Origin of the sequence: Variovorax sp. PAMC 28711, from assembly GCF_001577265.1 — a bacterium.
GTDB lineage: Bacteria > Pseudomonadota > Gammaproteobacteria > Burkholderiales > Burkholderiaceae_C > Variovorax.
In genome coordinates, this window is record NZ_CP014517.1 from 840,163 (window position 1) to 858,763 (window position 18,601).

The window sequence follows — 18,601 nt, forward strand, 5'->3', positions numbered from 1 at the left end:
GTTCACATGCCTCGTTTCGCCCGATCACTTTTCGGCCAGGTCGTCATCGCACTGGTGCTCGGTGTCCTCGCGGGCCTCTTTTTTCCGGACTTCGCGGTCAAGCTCAAGCCGCTCGGCGATGCCTTCATCAAGCTGATCAAGATGATCATCCCGGTGCTGGTGTTCTGTGTGGTGGTGCACGGCATCGCCGGCGCCGGCGACCTCAAACGCGTTGGCCGCGTCGGCATCAAGGCGCTCATCTACTTCGAGGTGCTGACGACCATCGCCCTGATCCTCGGCCTGATCCTCGCTTTCGTCTTCAAGCCCGGCGTCGGCATGAACGTCGATCCGAAGCTGCTCGACGCGAGTGCGATGAGCGGCTACGTCGACAACGCGGCCAAGCTCACGGGCGGCGGCACGGTCGAGTTCCTCATGAAGCTGATCCCGAACACGGTGGTGGCCGCCTTCGCGACCGGCGACGTGTTGCAAGTGCTGCTGTTCGCGGTGTTGTTCGGTTGCGCACTGTCGCTGCTCGGCGACCTGGGCAAGCCGGTCGCCGTGGTGGTCGACTCGCTCTCGCTGGTGCTCTTCAAGATCATGGGGATCATCATCAAGCTGGCGCCGTTCGGCGTGCTCGGCGCGATTGCCTTCACGGTCGGGAAGTACGGCATCGGGTCCCTTAAGCAGCTCGGCATGCTGGTGGCGCTGTACTACGCGGCGGTGCTGTTCTTCGTGTTCGTCGTTCTCGGACTGGTGATGCGCCTCTCGGGCTTCAGCCTCATCAAGCTGCTGCGTTACCTGCGCGAAGAACTCGCCATCGTGTTCGCGACGACCTCCTCCGACAGCGTGCTGCCGCAGATCATGGCCAAGCTGCGCCGCATGGGCATCCGCGACTCGACCGTCGGACTGGTGATCCCAACCGGCTACTCATTCAACCTGGATGCGTTCTCGATCTACATCACGCTCGCCGCGGTGTTCATCGCACAGGCCACCAACACGCCGATCTCGATGTCCGATCTGCTGACGATCCTCGCGATCGCGCTGGTCACGTCGAAGGGCGCGCACGGGGTGCCGGGCTCGGCGATCGTGGTGCTGGCCGCCACGCTGCACGCGATTCCAGCCATCCCGGCGATCGGCCTCGTGCTGGTCTTGTCGGTCGACTGGTTCATGGGCATCGCCCGCGCGCTGGGCAACCTGATCGGCAACTGCGTCGCCACCGTGGCGATCGCAGCCTGGGAAGGCGACATCGATCGCGAACGCGCGCATGCGGTCCTCGACGGCACCTATTCGCCGGACGACGAGCCGCTGGCCGAAGCCGGCTCGCCGGCTGCATCCGCTCACTGAGCGCGCTGCGAGTGTCGGCGGCATGGCCGCCGACAAGGGACGGACGTGGCCTCGGCTACAGTCCGTTGCACCATGAATTCCCCCCAACTTCAACGCGGCGTTTTTCTTGCCCTTCTGGCGGTCGTCACGGCGGCTTTCATCTGGGTGCTGCTGCCGTTCTTCGGTGCGGTGATGTGGGGCGTGGCATTGGCGATTCTTTTCACCCCGCTCTACAAGCGCTTGATGAAAAAGATGCCTGGCCGCAAGAACATCGCCGCCCTGGCCACACTGACGATCTGCCTGGTCGTCGTCATCCTGCCGCTGGCCATGGTCGGCGTCTCGCTGGTGCAGGAGGCGGCACTGATCACCCAGAAAATCCGCACAGGTCAGATCGATTTCGCTAACTATTTCCAGCAGATCCTGGCCGCGACGCCGCGCTGGGTGGTCGGCCTCTTCGAGCGCTTCAATCTCGGCGACACCGCCTCCTGGCAGAAGCGCATTTCGGAAGGCGCTGCGCAGGGCGGCCAGGTGGTCGCGAACCAGGCGCTCACGATCGGCCAGAACACGTTCGACTTCGTCGTCAGCTTCTTCGTGATGCTGTACCTGCTCTACTTTCTGCTGCGCGACGGCGCCACGCTCTCCAAGACGGTGCGCGACGCGCTGCCGCTGGCCAAGCCGCACACGCACTACCTGCTGAACAAGTTCACCACCGTGGTTCGGGCCACCATCAAGGGCAACGTGGCCGTCGCCATCGCGCAGGGCACGATCGGCGGGCTGGCGTTCTGGTTCCTCGGCGTGCAGGGCGCACTGCTGTGGGCCGTGCTGATGGCCTTCCTGTCGTTGCTGCCTGCCGTGGGCGCGGCGCTGATCTGGGGCCCGGTGGCGATCTACTTTCTGGCGACCAGCCACTGGTGGCAGGCCGGCGTGCTGATCTTCGTCGGCGTTTTCGTGATCGGCCTGGTCGACAACATCCTGCGGCCGCTCCTGGTCGGCAAGGAAACGCAGATGCCCGACTATCTCGTGCTGATGTCGACCATCGGCGGCATGGCGATCTTCGGCATCAATGGCTTCGTGCTCGGCCCGGTGATCGCTGCGCTGTTCATGGCGGTGTGGGACCTGTTCGCGATCTCCAACGAGAAGGATGGCGGCGGCCCGGAAATCTGAGCATCCGGCAGCGGCTCACCGATCGGCCGGCGCCTGCCACCAGCCTTCGGCCAGCCGGCCCTGCATGAAGGCGATCAGCGCCGACACCTTGCCCGGCACCAGCTTGGGCGACGGAAACACCGCGTGGATTTCCTGCTCTGCGAGTGCATGGTCGGGCAGCAGTTCGCGCACCTTGCCCAGCAGCAGCGAGTCGCTCGCCACGTAGCGAGGCATCAACGCGACGCCCATGCCATCGCGTGCCGCGGCCAGCACCGCCGAGAGGTTGTTGGAGCGGAAGCGACCCGACACCGCGACATTCACCGCCTCGCCTTTGGGGGTGTGCATGCGCCACACCTCGTCGCCCACCACGCTGCTGTAGATCAGCGCCGCATGCCCGCTGAGGTCGTGCGCGCGCTTCGGCACGCCGTGCTTCTTCAGGTACGCGGGCGAGGCGACGATGACCCACGGGTTCATCCCGAGAAACCGTGCGCCGAGCGAGGAGTCGGCGAGGCGCCCCATGCGGATGGCCACGTCAATGCCTTGCGCGATCAGGTCGACGTAGCGATCCTCGAAACTCAGGTCGAGCTGCACCTGCGGATGGCGCCGCATGTACTCCAGCGCCAGCGGCACGATCACGCGGCGCCCGAAGGCCACCGAGGTTCCGATGCGCAGCAGCCCCTGCGCCTGGCCGTGCTTGAGCTGCACGATGTTCTCGGCCTCCTGGGCGTCGCGCACCACGGTCTTGCACTTCTCGTAGTAGAGCGCACCCGGTTCGGTGAGGCTCACGCCCCGCGTGTTGCGGTTGAGCAGCCGCACCTTCAGCCGCGCCTCTGTGGCCGCGACCTGCTTGGTCACGGTGGGTTGCGTCGTGTTGAATTCGAGCGCCGCCTTCGAGAAGCTTCCGGTCTCGACCACGCGCACGAACATCTCCATCGCCAACAGTCTGTCCATTGGCGGATGGTAGCCAGTTATTCCCCAGCGGAATAGGTTTTATGGTCCGGCGCCGCCTTCCGCGAACGGGCGTCGATTCCTACAGTCGAGCCGTCCAGGAACTGAAGGAGACAAACCCATGGCCAAGATGACCGCAGCACAGGCTGCCGTGCTCGTGATGGAAAAAGAAGGCGTGACGCAGGCCTTCGGCGTGCCGGGCACCGCCATCAATCCGCTCTACGCCGCATTGCGCAAGCAAGGCACCATCGCGCACATCCTTGCGCGCCACGTCGAGGGCGCCTCGCACATGGCCGAGGGCTACACCCGTGCGGTGGCAGGCAACATCGGCGTGTGCATCGGCACCTCGGGGCCGGCCGGCACCGACATGATCACGGGTCTCTATTCGGCCTGGGCCGATTCGATTCCGATCCTCTGCATCACCGGCCAGGCGCCGCGCGCGCGGCTCTACAAGGAAGATTTTCAGGCGGTCGACATCGAATCGATCAGCAAGCCGGTGACCAAGTGGTCGGTCACGGTGCGTGAACCCGGGCAGGTGCCGCAGGTGTTCCAGCAAGCCTTCCACCTCATGCGCTCGGGCCGCCCCGGCCCCGTGCTGATCGACCTCCCGTTCGATGTGCAGATGGCACAGATCGAGTTCGACATCGACACCTACGAGCCGCTGGTGCCCTGGAAGCCCGCGGCCACGCGCGCCCAGATCGAGAAAGCGATCGCGATGCTCAATGCCGCCGAGCGCCCGCTCATCGTGGCGGGCGGCGGCGTCATCAACGCCGACGCAGCCGACCTGCTGGTGCGCTTCGCCGAAGCGACCGGCGTGCCGGTGATCCCGACTCTCATGGCCTGGGGCTCGATCCCCGACGACCACCCTTTGATGGCTGGCATGTGCGGCTTGCAGACCAGCCACCGCTACGGCAACGCGACGATGCTCGCCAGCGACTTCGTGCTGGGCATCGGCAACCGCTGGGCGAACCGCCACACGGGCTCGGTCGAGGTGTACACCAGGGGCCGCACCTTCGTGCACGTCGATATCGAGCCCACGCAGATCGGCCGCGTCTTTACGCCCGACTTCGGCATCGTGTCGGACGCCAAGATCGCGCTCGTGCAGTTCGTCGAAGTCGCCGAGCAGATGAAAGCCAGGGGCCAGCTGCCGGACCGGGCAGCGTGGGCCGGCGAATGCCGCGACCGCAAGAAGACGATGCTGCGCAAGACGAACTTCGCCGACGTGCCCATGAAGCCGCAGCGCGTGTACCAGTGCATGAACGCCAACTTCAGCCACGACACCTGCTACGTGAGCACGATCGGTCTCTCTCAGATCGCAGCCGCCCAGTTTCTGCACGTCTACAACCCGCGCCACTGGATCAACTGCGGCCAGGCCGGCCCGTTGGGCTGGACCATCTCGGCCGCACTCGGCGTGCGTGCCGCCGACCCGACCCGCAAGATCGTCGCGCTCTCCGGCGACTACGACTTCCAGTTCATGATCGAAGAGCTCGCGGTGGGTGCGCAGTTCAAGCTGCCCTACATCCACATCGTGGTGAACAACAGTTATCTCGGGCTGATCCGCCAGAGCCAGCGCGGCTTCGAGATGGACTACTGCGTGCAGCTCGCGTTCGACAACATCAACGCCGCACCCGATGCCGGCATCGAGGCCGGCTATGGCGTGGACCACATGAAGGTGGTCGAAGGTCTCGGCTGCAAGGCGATCCGTGTGTGCAAGCAGGAAGAGATGACACCCGCGATTGCGCACGCCGAAGCGTTGATGGCCGAGTTCGGCGTGCCGGTGGTGATCGAGGTGATGCTCGAGCGCGTGACCAACATCGCGATGGGCACCGAGATCGACGCGATCAACGAGTTCGAACCCTTGGCCGAAGGTGCGGAAGACGCGCCCACCTCGATCGCCATGGCGATGCTGGACTGAGCGCAGACGACATGCCCCAATTCGCCGCCAACCTCACGATGCTCTTCACCGAGCTGCCCTTCATGCAACGCTTCGAAGCCGCTGCCAGCGCGGGCTTCGAGGCTGTTGAATATCTCTTTCCTTACCCCTATCCCCGACAGGAACTCGCGGCTGCCCTGCACGCCAACGGGCTGCACCAGGTGCTGCACAACCTGCCCGCCGGCAACTGGGACGCCGGTGAGCGCGGCATCGCCTGCCACCCGGACCGACACAGCGAATTCCGCGAAGGCGTCGCCCGTGCCATCGACTACGCGACGGCGCTCGGCTGTCCGCGTGTCAACTGCCTCGTCGGCAAGTTGCCGCAGGGCGCCACCTCGAAGGATGTGCAGCCGACGCTGGTCGGCAACCTGCGCTACGCAGCGCGCGAGCTGGAGGCCGCCGGCATTCAGCTGTTGATCGAGCCGATCAACCCATTCGACATTCCGGGCTTCTTTCTCACGCGGACCGACCAGGCGCTCGCCCTGATCGACGAGGTCGGCGCATCGAACCTGTTCGTGCAATACGACATCTACCACGCGCAGCGAACCGAGGGCGAGCTTGGCGCCACGCTGGCCAAACACCTGCCTCGCATCGGCCACATCCAGCTGGCCGACAACCCGGGTCGCGGCGAACCGGGCACGGGCGAAATCAACTACCCATGGCTGTTCAGGCACATCGACGCGCTGGGCTACGAAGGCTGGATCGGTTGCGAATACAAACCGCGCACCACGACGGCCGAAGGCCTCGGCTGGCGCGAAGCACTCACGCAATAACAGGAAGGAGAAAAGCAGATGGCAAACATCGGATTCATCGGTCTCGGCATCATGGGCGCGCCCATGGCCGGGCACCTGCTCGCCGCGGGTCACACGCTTTTCGTTCACACGCGCAGGGCGGCGCCGGAGCCCTTCGCCTCCAGGGCGACGGTCTGCGCCTGCGCGACCGCGGTCGCGCAAAAGTCCGACGTCATCATCCTCATGCTGCCGGACACACCCGATGTCGAGGGGGTGCTGTTCGGCGAGAGCGGCGTGGCGGCCGGTCTCGCGCGCGGCAAGCTCGTGGTCGACTGCAGCTCGATCGACCCGATCCAGACGCAGGCCTTCGCGAAGAGGATCGAAGCGCTGGGCTGCGACTACGTCGACGCGCCCGTCTCGGGCGGCGAGGTCGGCGCCAAGGCGGCGAACCTGACGATCATGTGCGGCGGCAGCGAGGCGGCCTTCGCACGGGCGCTGCCGCTCTTCGAGAAGATGGGCAAGAACATCACGCGGGTCGGTGCGGCGGGCGCCGGGCAGATCACCAAGGTGGCGAACCAGATCATCGTGGCGCTCAACATCGCGGCGGTGTCCGAGGCGCTGGTGTTCGCGTCGAAGGCGGGCGCCGACCCGGCGAAGGTGCGGCAGGCGTTGATGGGCGGTTTCGCGTCGTCGCGCATCCTCGAAGTGCACGGCGAACGCATGATTCACCGCACCTTCGCGCCGGGCTTTCGCATCGCCCTGCACCAGAAGGACCTGAACCTTGCGCTGCAGAGCGCGCGTTCGCTCGGCGTGGCGCTGCCGCAAACCGCCGGCGCGGCACAGCTCATGAACGCCTGCGCGGCGCTGGGGCATGCGCAAGCCGATCACTCGGCGCTGGTCAAGGCAGTGGAAGCGCTGGCGCAGCACCCGGTGCGGCCCGACAGCGTACTTCCCACTACAGAAGCCGACGCCGCTTTGGGGTAGCCTCGATCGGTCGTCCCAGAGAACCCAAGGAGAAATTCAATGGCCGCCCCTCTTTCCCCGGCAGAAGAAGCCCTTCGCGAAGCCGCACGCGAATACCACCGCAGCCCGGTGCGCGGCAAGATTTCGATCACGCCGACCAAGCCGCTGATGAACCAGCGCGACCTGTCGCTGGCCTACTCGCCCGGCGTGGCGTATCCGTGTCTCGACATCCAGGCCGACCCGGCGCTCGCGGCCGAGTACACCTCGCGCGGCAACCTGGTCGGTGTGGTCACCAACGGCACCGCGGTGCTCGGCCTCGGCAACATCGGCCCGCTGGCCTCCAAGCCCGTGATGGAAGGCAAGGCCTGCCTCTTCAAGAAATTCGCGGGCATCGACGTGTTCGACATCGAGCTCGCCGAGAACGATCCCGACAAGCTGGTCGACATCATCGCCGCGCTCGAGCCGACGCTCGGCGGCATCAACCTCGAGGACATCAAGGCGCCCGAGTGCTTCTACATCGAGAAGAAGCTGCGCGAGCGCATGAACATTCCGGTGTTCCACGACGACCAACACGGCACCGCCATCATCTCGGCCGCCGCGCTGCTCAACGGGCTGGAGCTGGTCGGCAAGAAAATCGAGGACGTGAAGATCGCCGTCTCGGGTGCCGGGGCCGCGGCGCTGGCGTGTCTCGACGTGATGGTCGGCCTCGGCGCCCAGCCGAAGAACATCTTCGCGGTCGATTCCAAGGGTCTGATCTACATGGGCCGCGCCGGCGGCTTCGACGACTCGAAATCGCGCTATGCGCAAAAGGACACGGGCCTGCGCACCCTGGCCGACGTGGTCTCGCAAGCCGATGTGTTCCTCGGCTGCTCCGCACCCGGCGTGCTGACGGCCGAGATGGTCAAGAGCATGGGCACGCAGCCCATCATCCTGGCGCTGGCGAACCCAGAGCCCGAGATTCGCCCCGAGCTGGCCAAGGCCGTGCGGCCCGACTGCATCATCGCCACGGGCCGATCGGACTATCCGAACCAGGTCAACAACGTGCTGTGCTTCCCGTACATCTTTCGCGGCGCGCTCGACTGCGGCGCCAGCAAGATCACCGAGGAAATGAAGCTGGCCTGCGTGCGCGAGATCGCCGACCTCACCAAGGCCGACATCAGCGAAGAAGTCGCTACCGCTTACGCCGGGCAAGAGCTGGTGTTCGGGCCGGACTACATCATTCCGAAGCCCTTCGATTCGCGCCTGATCCTGCGCATCGCACCGGCCGTGGCCAAGGCGGCGGCGGCATCGGGCGTGGCGGCCCGGCCGATCGAAGACCTCGAGGCGTATCGCCAGCACCTCACGCGCTTCGTCTACCAGACCGGCATGTTCATGCGCCCGGTCTTCACCGCGGCCAAGCTCGCCACCGCCAAGCGCGTCGCGTATGCCGAGGGTGAAGACGACCGCGTGCTGCGCGCGGCCCAGCTGGCGGTCGACGAGGGACTGGCCAGGCCGATCCTGATCGGGCGGCCCGCCATCATCGAGATGCGCGTGCAGAAGGCCGGCCTGCGCCTGAAGCTCGGCTCCGATGTCGAGATCGTCGACCCCGAGAACGACCCGCGCTTTCGCACCTACTGGGAGGCATACCACAAGCTCATGGGCCGCCGCGGCATCACGCCCGAAGCGTCGAAGGCGATGGTGCGCCGCTCCAACACCACCATCGCCTCGTTGATGGTGCATCTGGGTGATGCCGACGCCATGCTGTGCGGGCTGGTCGGGCGCTTCGACAGCCACCTCAAGATCCTGGGCCAGATCCTCGGCAGCAAGCGCGGCTCGCCGGGCTTCGCGGCACTGAACGCGCTGACGCTCGACAGCGGCACCGTGTTCATCGCCGACACCCATGTCAACGAAGACCCGAGCGCCGAGATGCTCGCCGACATCGCGATGATGGCGGCCGAGGAAGTGCGCCGCTTCGGCCTGCCGCCCAAGGTCGCCTTCTTGTCGCACTCCAACTTCGGCAGCTCGGAGCACGCCTCAGCTCGCAAGATGCGCATCGCACGCGACCTCTTCGCGCGCATGGCGCCCGACATCGAATGCGACGGCGAAATGCACGGCGACGCGGCGCTCTCCGAAGAAGTGCGCCGCACCGCGATGCCCGACACGACGCTGACCGGCGAGGCGAATTTGTTGATCTGCCCGAACCTCGACTCGGCCAACATCCTCTACAACGTGCTGAAGATGAAGGGCGCGAACGGCATCACGGTCGGTCCGATCCTGTTGGGCGCCTCGCACTCGGCCCATGTGCTCACCGCATCGGCCACGGTGCGCCGGATCGTCAACATGACGGCGCTGGCCGTCGCCGACGCGAACATCCCGAAGTGAGACGCACGACCGTTCGCGGCTGATTTTTTCGAGGACGCCCACCCGGCGCTGCGCTACCATCGGAGCGCCGGTCTCCGGGCCGGCAAAGGGAGGGTAGAACACAGCGCGCTCGCAACGATTCGAGCACCAGCGCGGCTGCCCGTGGATTTTTCTCATCTACGCATCGGCAGCCATGTCAGATACAGCCTCGCCTTCCTTCATGCCGGCCCTCGGCGACAACGGATGGGACATCGGCGGCCTGAACGTGGCGCTGCTCTCGCAGAACGCCCGCCTCATCACCCTGCAGACGCCCGAGGTCGCCCGGGTCTCGAACGACGCGGTCGTGGTCGAGCGCTTCAGCGGTCTCGAATCGGTCAACGCGCTCTTTCGGTTCGAGATCGACGTGCTCGCCACGTCGAGCAGCTTCGACCCCTTCGGCCTGATCGGCGAAGAGCTCACGCTCCGACTGCTGCTGGCCGATGGCCGCACCCGCGCCTGGCACGGCCAGCTGGTCAGCGCCGATGCACTGGGCGGCGACGGCGGCCTCGCGCGCTATCGCCTCCATCTGCAGCCCTGGTTGGCCGCACTCGACCTGCGCCGCGACAGCTTCGCCTACGCCAACAAGAACGTGCAGGACATCGTGTCCGAAGTATTCGCCGACCATCCGGCCGCCAGCTACGCGTTCAATGTCACGCAGACCCTGCCCACACGCCCCACCTGCGTGCAGTACCGCGAGTCGGACCTCGCCTTCGTGCAGCGCTTGCTGGCCCAGGAGGGCTTGAGTTTTCGCTTCGACCACGAGCAGGAAGACGACTCCCGCAGCGCGTCGGACGCAGAAGCTGTCTCGCCATCGCGCCATCGCCTTGTCATCTTCGACGCCGACAGCAGCACGCCCGAATGTCCGCTGTCGCCGATCCGGTTCCACCGCATCGATGCCACCGAAACCACCGACAGCATCACGCACTGGAGCGCCCGGCGCCAGGTCACGCCCACGTCCGTCGTGCGCAGCGCCTGGGACGCAGCCGCGCTGCAAGCGCCCGCGGGCCAGAGCAGCACCCACCTCGACCTGGGCAGTGTCCCGGTGCTCGAAGAACACGATGGTGCCGGCGCGCAGCGCTACGCAACCGGTACCGCTGCGGCGGCGGCTGCAGATCGGCAATGGCTGGCCCATGCATCGCGCATCAAGCGTTATCACGGAGGAAGCAGCGTGCGCCAGTTGGCTGCGGGCGAGCGCTTTGCGCTGAGCCAGCACGATCGGTACGGGCAGGACGGCGATGGGCAAAGCTTCACCACGCTGGCCGTGCGCCACGAGGGCGCGAACAACCTCGGCGCCCAGGCCGCACGGGTGCTGTCCGCCAACGATCTCGAAAAAGGCAGCTATCGCAACCGCTTCGAGGCCCAGCCCGCCGACGCAAAGATCGCACCCCTCTGGCGCCCCAAGCCCACCGCCCCAGAGGCGATGGTCGCGCTGGTCGTGGGCGTCGATGACGATCAGCCCCCGACCGCCGTGCACACCCAGCGCGATCACCGTGTGCAGGTGCGCTTCCACTGGCAGGCCCAACGCGCCAGCGACGCCCAGCACGCGAGCCAGCCCGCCAACGCACAAGGCAGCCTGCTGGCGGCCGGACGGCACGCCAATGCCGCGGCTTCGGTCTGGCTGCGCGTCGCCACCGCGCTGGCGGGCCCCAACTGGGGCGCCCACCATTTGCCCCGCGTCGGCTCCGAAGTGCTCCTCGTCTTCATCGACGGCGACATCGACCGGCCGGTCGTGAGTCACCAGCTCTACAACCAGCAAGACCTGCCGCCCTGGAGTGCCGGCGTCGACAGCAGCGCCAACCACCCGGGCGTGCTCTCGGGCTGGCACAGCAAGAGCCTCGACGGTGGTGGCTTCAACCAGTGGATGACCGACGATGCGCCCGCGCAGGTGCGCACCCGGCTGGCGAGCTCGAATGCCGCCAGCCAGCTGAACCTGGGCCACCTCAACGCGCAGCCGCCCGAGTCCACGAACCGCGGCGCCTGGCGCGGCACCGGCGCAGAGCTTCGCTCGGACGCATGGGTCGTGGCCCGCGCTGGCGAAGGCTTCCTCCTCTCGACGGTCGCCCAGAACCGGGCCCGGGGCACGGTGCAGGACACCGTCAGTGCGCAAGGGCAGCTGGGCGCCGCGCTGCAGACTGCCGAACGGCTGTCGGCTGCATCCAGCGGCGCCGAGGGCCTGGCGCTGAAGGCCAACGCATTGCTGCAGCCGCTCGTCGACGACATCGACCCCGGCAAGAACGGCCACTACCCCGACAGCGTCAACGGCCAGCCGGCGAAGTCACCCGAGGGCGACAGCCGAGAAGGCAAGCACCCTGTGTCCGCATTCGCACGACCCTTGATGGTGCTCGATGCGGCCACCAGCCTGAACCTGGCGACGCCAGCCAGCACCACGCTGTACGCGGGCGAAGCGATTCACTGGACCAGTCAGCAGCAGGCGCATCTGGCCGCCGGCAAGACGGTCAGCCTGGCCGCAGCGAAAAGCGCCGGCCTCTTCAGCGCCGAGGGTGGGATTCAGGTGATCGCGCAGGACGGGCCAGTGTCGATTCAAGCGCACACCGATGCGCTGGAGTGGCTGTCGCAAGACGCCTTCACGGTGACCAGCAGCAGCGACGTGATCGAGATTTTTGCGAAGGACAAGATCACGTTGAAGGGCGGCCAGACCAGCATCACGCTGGACGGGGCGAACATCGTGCTGAAGATGCCGGGGCTGCTGGATGTGAAGGGGGCGAGCAAGACGTTCGTGGGGCCGCGGGGGGTACCAGCGGAATTGCCGGTGTTGCCAAGAGGCGCGATCACATTGCCACACGCAGACCCCTCGCTCGGCGTCAAGTACGACGAGCAGGTGGTCTTCAAGGACGCGCTTCAATGCGCCATTGAAGGGCGGCTGCGTTTCAAGGTCAGCAACAAGGCCGAGCAAGACCAGTTTCTCAAAGGCATTTCCCCTGAACAAGGGGAGACCAACCGACTCGATACATCCGAAGCGCAGCCACTGGAACAAGCTCTGCGCTACGCCCGATTCAAATTCGAGATCTAACAAAAATGGCGACCACAAACACAGACGGCGACGGCGACGGCTATGAGATCGAGGTTCTGGGCACATGCAAGACCAACACGCGCCCGGATTCGCAACACATACAGCAGGTGGACGCGAAGCACCTCTGGTCGTATGCACAGGAAGAGGCACTGACGGCGTTGAGCGAGCAAGGTCCCGACAAATGCTGGCGCCTGATCACCGATCCGGAACGACGCGCCAAGCGCATCGCTGCGCGCTACGCCGACCTGTACTTTGCCAGCGCTGAAAAGTCGCGTGGCAAAGTGCAGCTGTACTGGCCCGCGTTGGCTGCTTTCGTGGTGAAGGACATCGTGGAGGCGTACCGCTATTCGCGCGACAACGTCCTCAACGGCGGCTGGCGCAATGCGGCGCGAACTTCGGGCGCGTCCCAACTCTTTGCCGAACTGGCAACAGAAGGCTCACCGTATGAACACTCGCTGCGCGTTTACGCTGCTTTGGCGAAGGGCAACCTGTGGCTATTCATGGACATCTATCCGTGGCTCTGGTTCGTTTTGGAGTACGGATTGAACAAGGACGGCAGCATGAATGCCGAGCGGCTTACCAGCCATGTCTCGCAGCGCAACGCAGCCGAATTCCAGCACCAGTCGAAAACAGCAGTACGGGAGCTGCCGTTCGGTGCCAACTGGCTCGGACGGCTCAAGGGGAAGCTCGCATCAGATCCGGTGTATGCCAAGGGCCGCAGTCTCTTCGATACGCCACCGACGTGGGCCGGCCTGGACGGCGGCTATGGACAACATGTGGCGAGCGCTTCAGAGGCACACCGCTACGTTCGACAGCACGCGAAAGACGCCGATGCGGGCTACCGCACACCACCTTCGAAGTACTGGACGAAGTTCGACGAGGCTTTCTACGTCATGGAGGAAGAGCGTACGGAGATGGGTCGCATCGCTGCCGATGGTGCGGCGACTGCTCGGCTGCAGAAGGTGGCGCAGTTCAGGGCGACGAAGGAGATGACGGCGACCTACACAACGCTGATCGCGGAGATTGGCGCCACCAACAACAAGGCAAGAGTTGAACGGCAGCTAGAGGAGCTACGAACCGTCGCGGCGCAAGAGCAAATCAACATTCTTCAACCTTTGATCTACGACGACCCCCAACTGGTGAAGACGATGGACGTCAACCACTGGATCAGCCGGGCATCGAGCGGGGGCTTGTCGCCGACCTACACCCTGTACTTCAGTGCGGCGCCGAGAAACGATGACCGCGATTTGCAGATCACTTTCGATGAGCCGAAGAGCCCTTGGGATCGGACAAACGGGGCGCTGGGCGGCACATTGAAGAGCCTGCCAAACAAGGATGATCGCATGGAGTACGTGGCGAAGATTGCTGAACAGTTCAACTTGTTGATGTCGAAAAAGCGCGCTTACATGGAGCACGAACTTCAAACAATAAGAGGCTGGCTCGATGCTTGAACGGCGTCGGTTCCTGGCGGGAATTGCAAGCCTGTCGACAAGTGGCTTGGCTGGACTGGCGGCCTGCGGGCGGGCAGAAGGAGAAAAGATGCAAGAAATCAAATTCGATCTGGGCAACAACATTCATGAGACCGCTAAGGCGTCGGGCGCGCCCTCTTTCCAGAAGAGCGAAACGGCTGGACTGATCGACTACAGCGTGGCGGCGGTGCCGGACACGATTCCTGCGCACTACACACGTGCAGGCTACGAGATCGTGTGGCGTCCGATATTTGCGTTTGCAATGTACGCTGATCGAGACCGCGGGACCGACTTGCGGGTCGAGACCGTCACGCTTCAACTAAGCCGCATCCTCAAAACCCACGAACAGGCTCAAGCCTTCGTCGAGCAAACGTTGGCGCAGTTCAACAAGGGCAAGTGGCAACGCTATTCCGAACTTGAGTGGTACACATTGCTGACTGGTCGTTCGAGCCTGTTGGACGAACAAGGCCGGCTTTCGGACGAACTAATGGCTCTTGATCCAGATTACAAAATTCCCGCGGAGGATTGGCCTCTCGTAGTCAAGAAAGGGCCGATCTGGCGGTGGGTTGGTGATGGTGTTATAGCGAAGTTGAAGGTCAACGAGTACGGCACCGAAGAACGCGGCCTCGACTACAGCCTGGGGCTTCAATTCGACTTGGTGGACATAGCCAATGCCCGTGACGCCGAAGACCTAGCCCGACGCCTAAAAGAAGGTGACGCCAAAGGCTGGAATAGCACCGTTGAACATGAGGCCAACAAGAAGAAGGCGGCGGCACGCATCAAGCGCCTCGAAGAAAATGCCATACAGCGCGGCGACTCGGTGGTCAAACGACCCTGAAGGTCGGCGCGAGGCGCGTCCACGGGAGATGGCCGCGTGCGATTGCGACGATGACCTGCCCCACTCGCCCTACCAACGCGATGCAAGTGAACTCCGTCGACTTGGACTATGGCGGGCGTGAGAAAAGCAGATACGCCAAGGGGCAAACCATCACGTCATCCAGCAAGCAGACATTGGCCTGCCGATCAAATGGACGCGATCGTCAACCCGACAAAAACTAGATTTCCATGTGGCTTTATCTGCATCACACGGGCTCCGACATCATCGACTTGGACTCTGTCACTGGTCGCTGGCGCCAGGTCGACGACGCCGAAAAGCCGTCGGGCGCGATGGTCCTCGCTGACCTGCCCATCAAAGGCAGCTACACGATTGAGGACGGAAAACGGTACTTCACTTACTGGACATCCAACGGGAGATTTGTTTTTCGCACCGATGAGGGGCTTGTGTTTGAAGTTTGTCAGAAGCGACCAGACGGCTCAATCATGATGCTGGAGCCAGCATTGGCGTGCGAGATCACGCCCTCCCGCTACGGCGATGGGAGATTGCGTCAAGGGTTCAGCCAAATGAGATTGATCAATGCGACAAGCGATACGGTCTCCGAGTTGGAATACAACTCCGAGCGTTTCATGCGGTTCTATCAATCGGACTTCACCGCGGCGGCGGCAGTACAGGATCTTTCCGACTGGGATTTCTTCGTCGCCTTGCAGGGGGCATTTGGAATATTCAATGAACGTGCTGCTTCTGGCCGCGTGGCGTTCACCGTCGAGGATGATGGCACTGCACAGGTACAAGGTCGCAGCATGCACCGCGATGAACTGGTCTTTGCGGACACCGGTCAACCATGTCCGAAGTCGGGCGTTTGGGCGTGCATGACAGATTTGCGTGTCAGCGCGGTATTGACGCAAGGCGAGGCTATGCCATCGAACAACGGCCAGTCCGTCCAATGGGTTTGGAGCCGTCCTGACTGAGGTGCACTGACACGCCATCGGAACGAGACGTTTGGGGCATTCGCTGATTCACGCCGGCCCCAACTGGGGCGCACACCACTTGCCGCGCATCGGCTCCGAGGTCGATGGCAGCACAGTCACGGCGCCACCTTCTGGCAATGGCAAATCGATCAGGCTGCGCCCAAGTTGTAAGGTTGCCCTTCTCAAACATATGCATCTCACGATTAATAACCGGGCGATGCATCTAACAACATTGACAGCCCCGCGTCGCCGTTGGTATGCCGTGGCAAAACTGGGTAGCCGTTCGTGACCCTGACACCCAGACCCATTGCGAAAATCTTTCTGGTCGGGATCCTCGCAACTATCTCAAGTGGGCTGACAACCGCCGATGCCTCCTATCTGACGAACCCCGGTTCGCCTGCGTCGCCATTGCGATCCCTCGATATTCAAGGTGAAACGCATTCGCCAACATGCGCGCCATCGCAACGAGAAATCCTTCGGAATTCCGTGATGAAACTTACAGCGCGCGATCGCCCCTTGGATGCATGGTTTCTGGCGGATGCCTTGCTGTGCCGGAATGACCGCCGTGCTTCAAAGCACGTCGGTCGACGTGCTGCTAAGAACTTTTTGGCTTTCAACGAAGGGACCGGCCAAACGCCACAACCTCCTCATCGAGCCGAACCAGGGAGTTTGCTAGCACGCGGACAGGCTTGGAGCGCAAGCGCCTCTTCGGCGGCGCGAGGATCCGTTCGTATTCGCTTTGCTTCGAATGAAGCCTGCATTCGTGACTTCAGCCTCCGTCTTGTGGGTCGCCGATGGTCGCTCGTGAATGCAAAAAGGCGTGTGATTAGGGGCAATGACTTCCAGTTCGGCTCGCCATGACCAGGAAAAGGCTGCGTTCGCGAAAAGCCACCCGCAGCCGCACCGCTCCGGGGCGCTTCGCCGGCTACGCGAGGGTTCGCACCAACTGCGTGCAGGCACCATTTTTGCTTGAATCCGGTGCACCCACTTCACCTGATCCGGAACCCCGAATGAACAAGCGCCAGCTGCTCCAGTCCTTTCTTGCCGCCTCGGCCCTCAGCTTTGGCCTCGCCGCGCACGCCCAGACCGTGACGCCGATCAAGTTCCAGCTCGACTGGCGCTTCGAGGGCCCCGCGGCGCTCTTCCTGCACCCTGCTGCCAAGGGCTACTTCAAGAACGCCGGGCTCGACGTGACGGTCGATGCCGGCAACGGCTCGGGGGGCACGGTGACGCGCGTGGCTTCGGGCGCTTACGAAATGGGCTTCGCCGACCTGGCCGCGCTGATGGAATTCCACGCCAACAATCCCGACGCGCCGAACAAGCCGGTCGCGGTGATGATGGTTTACAACAACACGCCGGCCTCGGTCATGGCGCTCAAGAAGAGCGGCATCACGAAGCCCGCCGACCTCGCCGGCAAGAAGCTCGGCGCCCCGGTGTTCGACGCCGGCCGCCGCGCGTTCCCGATCTTTGCGAAGGCCAACAACATCGGCGCGGTCAACTGGACGGCGATGGACCCGACGCTGCGCGAGACCATGCTGGTGCGCGGCGACATCGATGCGATCACCGGCTTCACCTTCACCTCGTTGCTGAACCTGGAGGCGCGTGGCGTGAAGGCCGCCGACGTGGTGATCCTCCCTTACCCGGACTACGGCGTGAAGCTCTACGGCAACGTCATCATCGCGTCGCCGAAGATGATCAAGGAGAACCCGGCGGCGGTGAAGGCGTTCCTCTCGGCCTTCGCCAAGGGCGCAAAGGAAGTGCTGGCCAATCCGGCCGTGGCGATCGAATCGGTCAAGGCGCGCGACGGCATCATCAACAGCGAACTCGAAACGCGCCGCCTCAAGCTCGCGATCGACACCGTCATCAACAGCCCCGATGCGCGTGCCGAAGGCTTTGGCGCAATCAACGCCGGTCGCATGTCGCTCATGGCATCGCAGGTGTCGGACGCCTTCGCCACGAAGTCGCGCGTCAATCCCGACGCGGTGTGGAACGGCACCTTGCTGCCACCGGCTGCCGAACTCGCGATCCTGAAGAAGTGATGGCGCCCTCCCCCGCGGACGCCAGCGCACCTTTCGTCGATTTCCAGGACGTCTGGCTCGCCTACAACGACGAACTGCTGGCGCAGAACCACTTCGCGGTCGAGGCCATCGACCTGAAGGTCAAACGGGGCGAGTTCATCGCCATCGTCGGCCCTTCGGGTTGCGGCAAGTCGACCTTCATGAAGCTCACCACCGGCCTGAAGATGCCGTCGATGGGCAAGATCCGCATCGACGGTCAGCCGGTCACCGGCCCGCTCAAGATTTCGGGCATGGCTTTCCAGGCGCCGTCGTTGCTGCCGTGGCGCACCACGGTGGACAACGTGTTGCTGCCGCTCGAGATCGTCGAGCCCTACCGCTCCAGCTTCAAGAGCAAGCGCCGCGAATACGTCGAGCGCGCGCGCAAGCTGCTGCAGAAGGTCGGCCTGGCCGGCTACGAAGACAAGTTCCCGTGGCAGCTCTCGGGCGGCATGCAGCAGCGCGCGAGCATCTGCCGCGCGCTGATCCACGAGCCCAAGATGCTGCTGCTCGACGAGCCCTTTGGCGCGCTCGATGCATTCACCCGCGAAGAGCTCTGGTGCATCCTGCGCGACCTCTGGACCGAGCAGCAGTTCAACGTGATCCTGGTCACGCACGACCTGCGCGAGTCGGTGTTCCTGGCCGACACGGTCTACGTGATGAGCAAGTCGCCGGGCCGCTTCGTGGTCAAGCGCGACATCGAGCTGCCGCGCCCGCGCGACCTCGAACTGACCTACACCAAGGAGTTCACCGACATCGTGCTCGAACTGCGCGGACACATCGGCGCCATCCGCAACACCGGCATCCGCGCCGCGGCAACCTCGGCGGCGGTGGCGTCATGA

Annotated in this window: 13 protein-coding genes; 12 read left to right on the plus strand and 1 reads right to left on the minus strand. The window is 64.3% G+C overall.

Features of this window, described 5'->3' with window-relative positions; all coding sequences use genetic code 11:
* Positions 1-6: 6 nt before the first annotated feature.
* Positions 7-1,323 carry a C4-dicarboxylate transporter DctA gene (locus tag AX767_RS04305; RefSeq protein ID WP_068628930.1) on the plus strand — a complete coding sequence of 439 codons (1,317 nt, stop codon included), beginning with the start codon at positions 7-9 and terminating at the stop codon, positions 1,321-1,323.
* Positions 1,324-1,395: 72 nt separating this feature from the next.
* Positions 1,396-2,466 (plus strand): AI-2E family transporter, encoded by a 1,071-nt coding sequence (locus AX767_RS04310; RefSeq protein ID WP_068628932.1) that lies wholly within the window; start codon positions 1,396-1,398, stop codon positions 2,464-2,466.
* Between the two features lie 15 nt (positions 2,467-2,481).
* Here the strand turns inward: AX767_RS04310 and AX767_RS04315 are convergent, their stop codons facing one another.
* Positions 2,482-3,396 (minus strand): LysR family transcriptional regulator, encoded by a 915-nt coding sequence (locus AX767_RS04315; RefSeq protein ID WP_068628934.1) that lies wholly within the window; start codon positions 3,394-3,396, stop codon positions 2,482-2,484.
* 118 nt (positions 3,397-3,514) lie between these two features.
* Here AX767_RS04315 and gcl point away from each other — a divergent pair, with 118 nt between their 5' ends.
* From gcl to AX767_RS04365, 10 genes are all read left to right on the plus strand, one after another.
* The gene (gene gcl / locus AX767_RS04320; RefSeq protein ID WP_068628936.1) at positions 3,515-5,308 is read left to right on the plus strand and encodes a glyoxylate carboligase; all 1,794 of its coding nucleotides are present in this window, start codon (positions 3,515-3,517) and stop codon (positions 5,306-5,308) included.
* A gap of 11 nt (positions 5,309-5,319) precedes the next feature.
* A complete protein-coding gene (gene hyi, locus AX767_RS04325; protein ID WP_068628939.1) occupies positions 5,320-6,099 on the plus strand; it encodes a hydroxypyruvate isomerase in 780 nt (259 codons plus the stop codon).
* 18 nt (positions 6,100-6,117) lie between these two features.
* On the plus strand, positions 6,118-7,041 hold the full coding sequence (locus AX767_RS04330; protein WP_068628941.1) for a 2-hydroxy-3-oxopropionate reductase: 924 nt from the start codon (positions 6,118-6,120) through the stop codon (positions 7,039-7,041).
* Between the two features lie 39 nt (positions 7,042-7,080).
* Positions 7,081-9,381 carry an NADP-dependent malic enzyme gene (locus AX767_RS04335; RefSeq protein ID WP_068628944.1) on the plus strand — a complete coding sequence of 767 codons (2,301 nt, stop codon included), beginning with the start codon at positions 7,081-7,083 and terminating at the stop codon, positions 9,379-9,381.
* 172 nt (positions 9,382-9,553) lie between these two features.
* Positions 9,554-12,430: a type VI secretion system Vgr family protein gene (locus AX767_RS04340; RefSeq protein ID WP_082754807.1), complete on the plus strand. Its 2,877-nt coding sequence runs from the start codon at positions 9,554-9,556 to the stop codon at positions 12,428-12,430.
* Between the two features lie 5 nt (positions 12,431-12,435).
* Entirely contained in the window at positions 12,436-13,881 is a 1,446-nt protein-coding gene (locus AX767_RS04345; protein WP_068628948.1) for a DUF2515 family protein, read from the plus strand.
* Positions 13,882-13,969: 88 nt separating this feature from the next.
* On the plus strand, positions 13,970-14,737 hold the full coding sequence (locus tag AX767_RS04350) for a hypothetical protein (RefSeq protein WP_068628950.1): 768 nt from the start codon (positions 13,970-13,972) through the stop codon (positions 14,735-14,737).
* Positions 14,738-14,964: 227 nt separating this feature from the next.
* Positions 14,965-15,705: a hypothetical protein gene (locus AX767_RS04355; RefSeq protein WP_068628952.1), complete on the plus strand. Its 741-nt coding sequence runs from the start codon at positions 14,965-14,967 to the stop codon at positions 15,703-15,705.
* Positions 15,706-16,715: 1,010 nt separating this feature from the next.
* Positions 16,716-17,744, plus strand: a complete 1,029-nt coding sequence (locus tag AX767_RS04360; RefSeq protein WP_068628954.1) for an ABC transporter substrate-binding protein — start codon at positions 16,716-16,718, stop codon at positions 17,742-17,744.
* Positions 17,744-18,601, plus strand: coding sequence for an ABC transporter ATP-binding protein (locus AX767_RS04365; protein WP_068628957.1), 858 nt, complete (start codon positions 17,744-17,746; stop codon positions 18,599-18,601). Before AX767_RS04360 ends, AX767_RS04365 begins: the two co-directional genes overlap by 1 nt.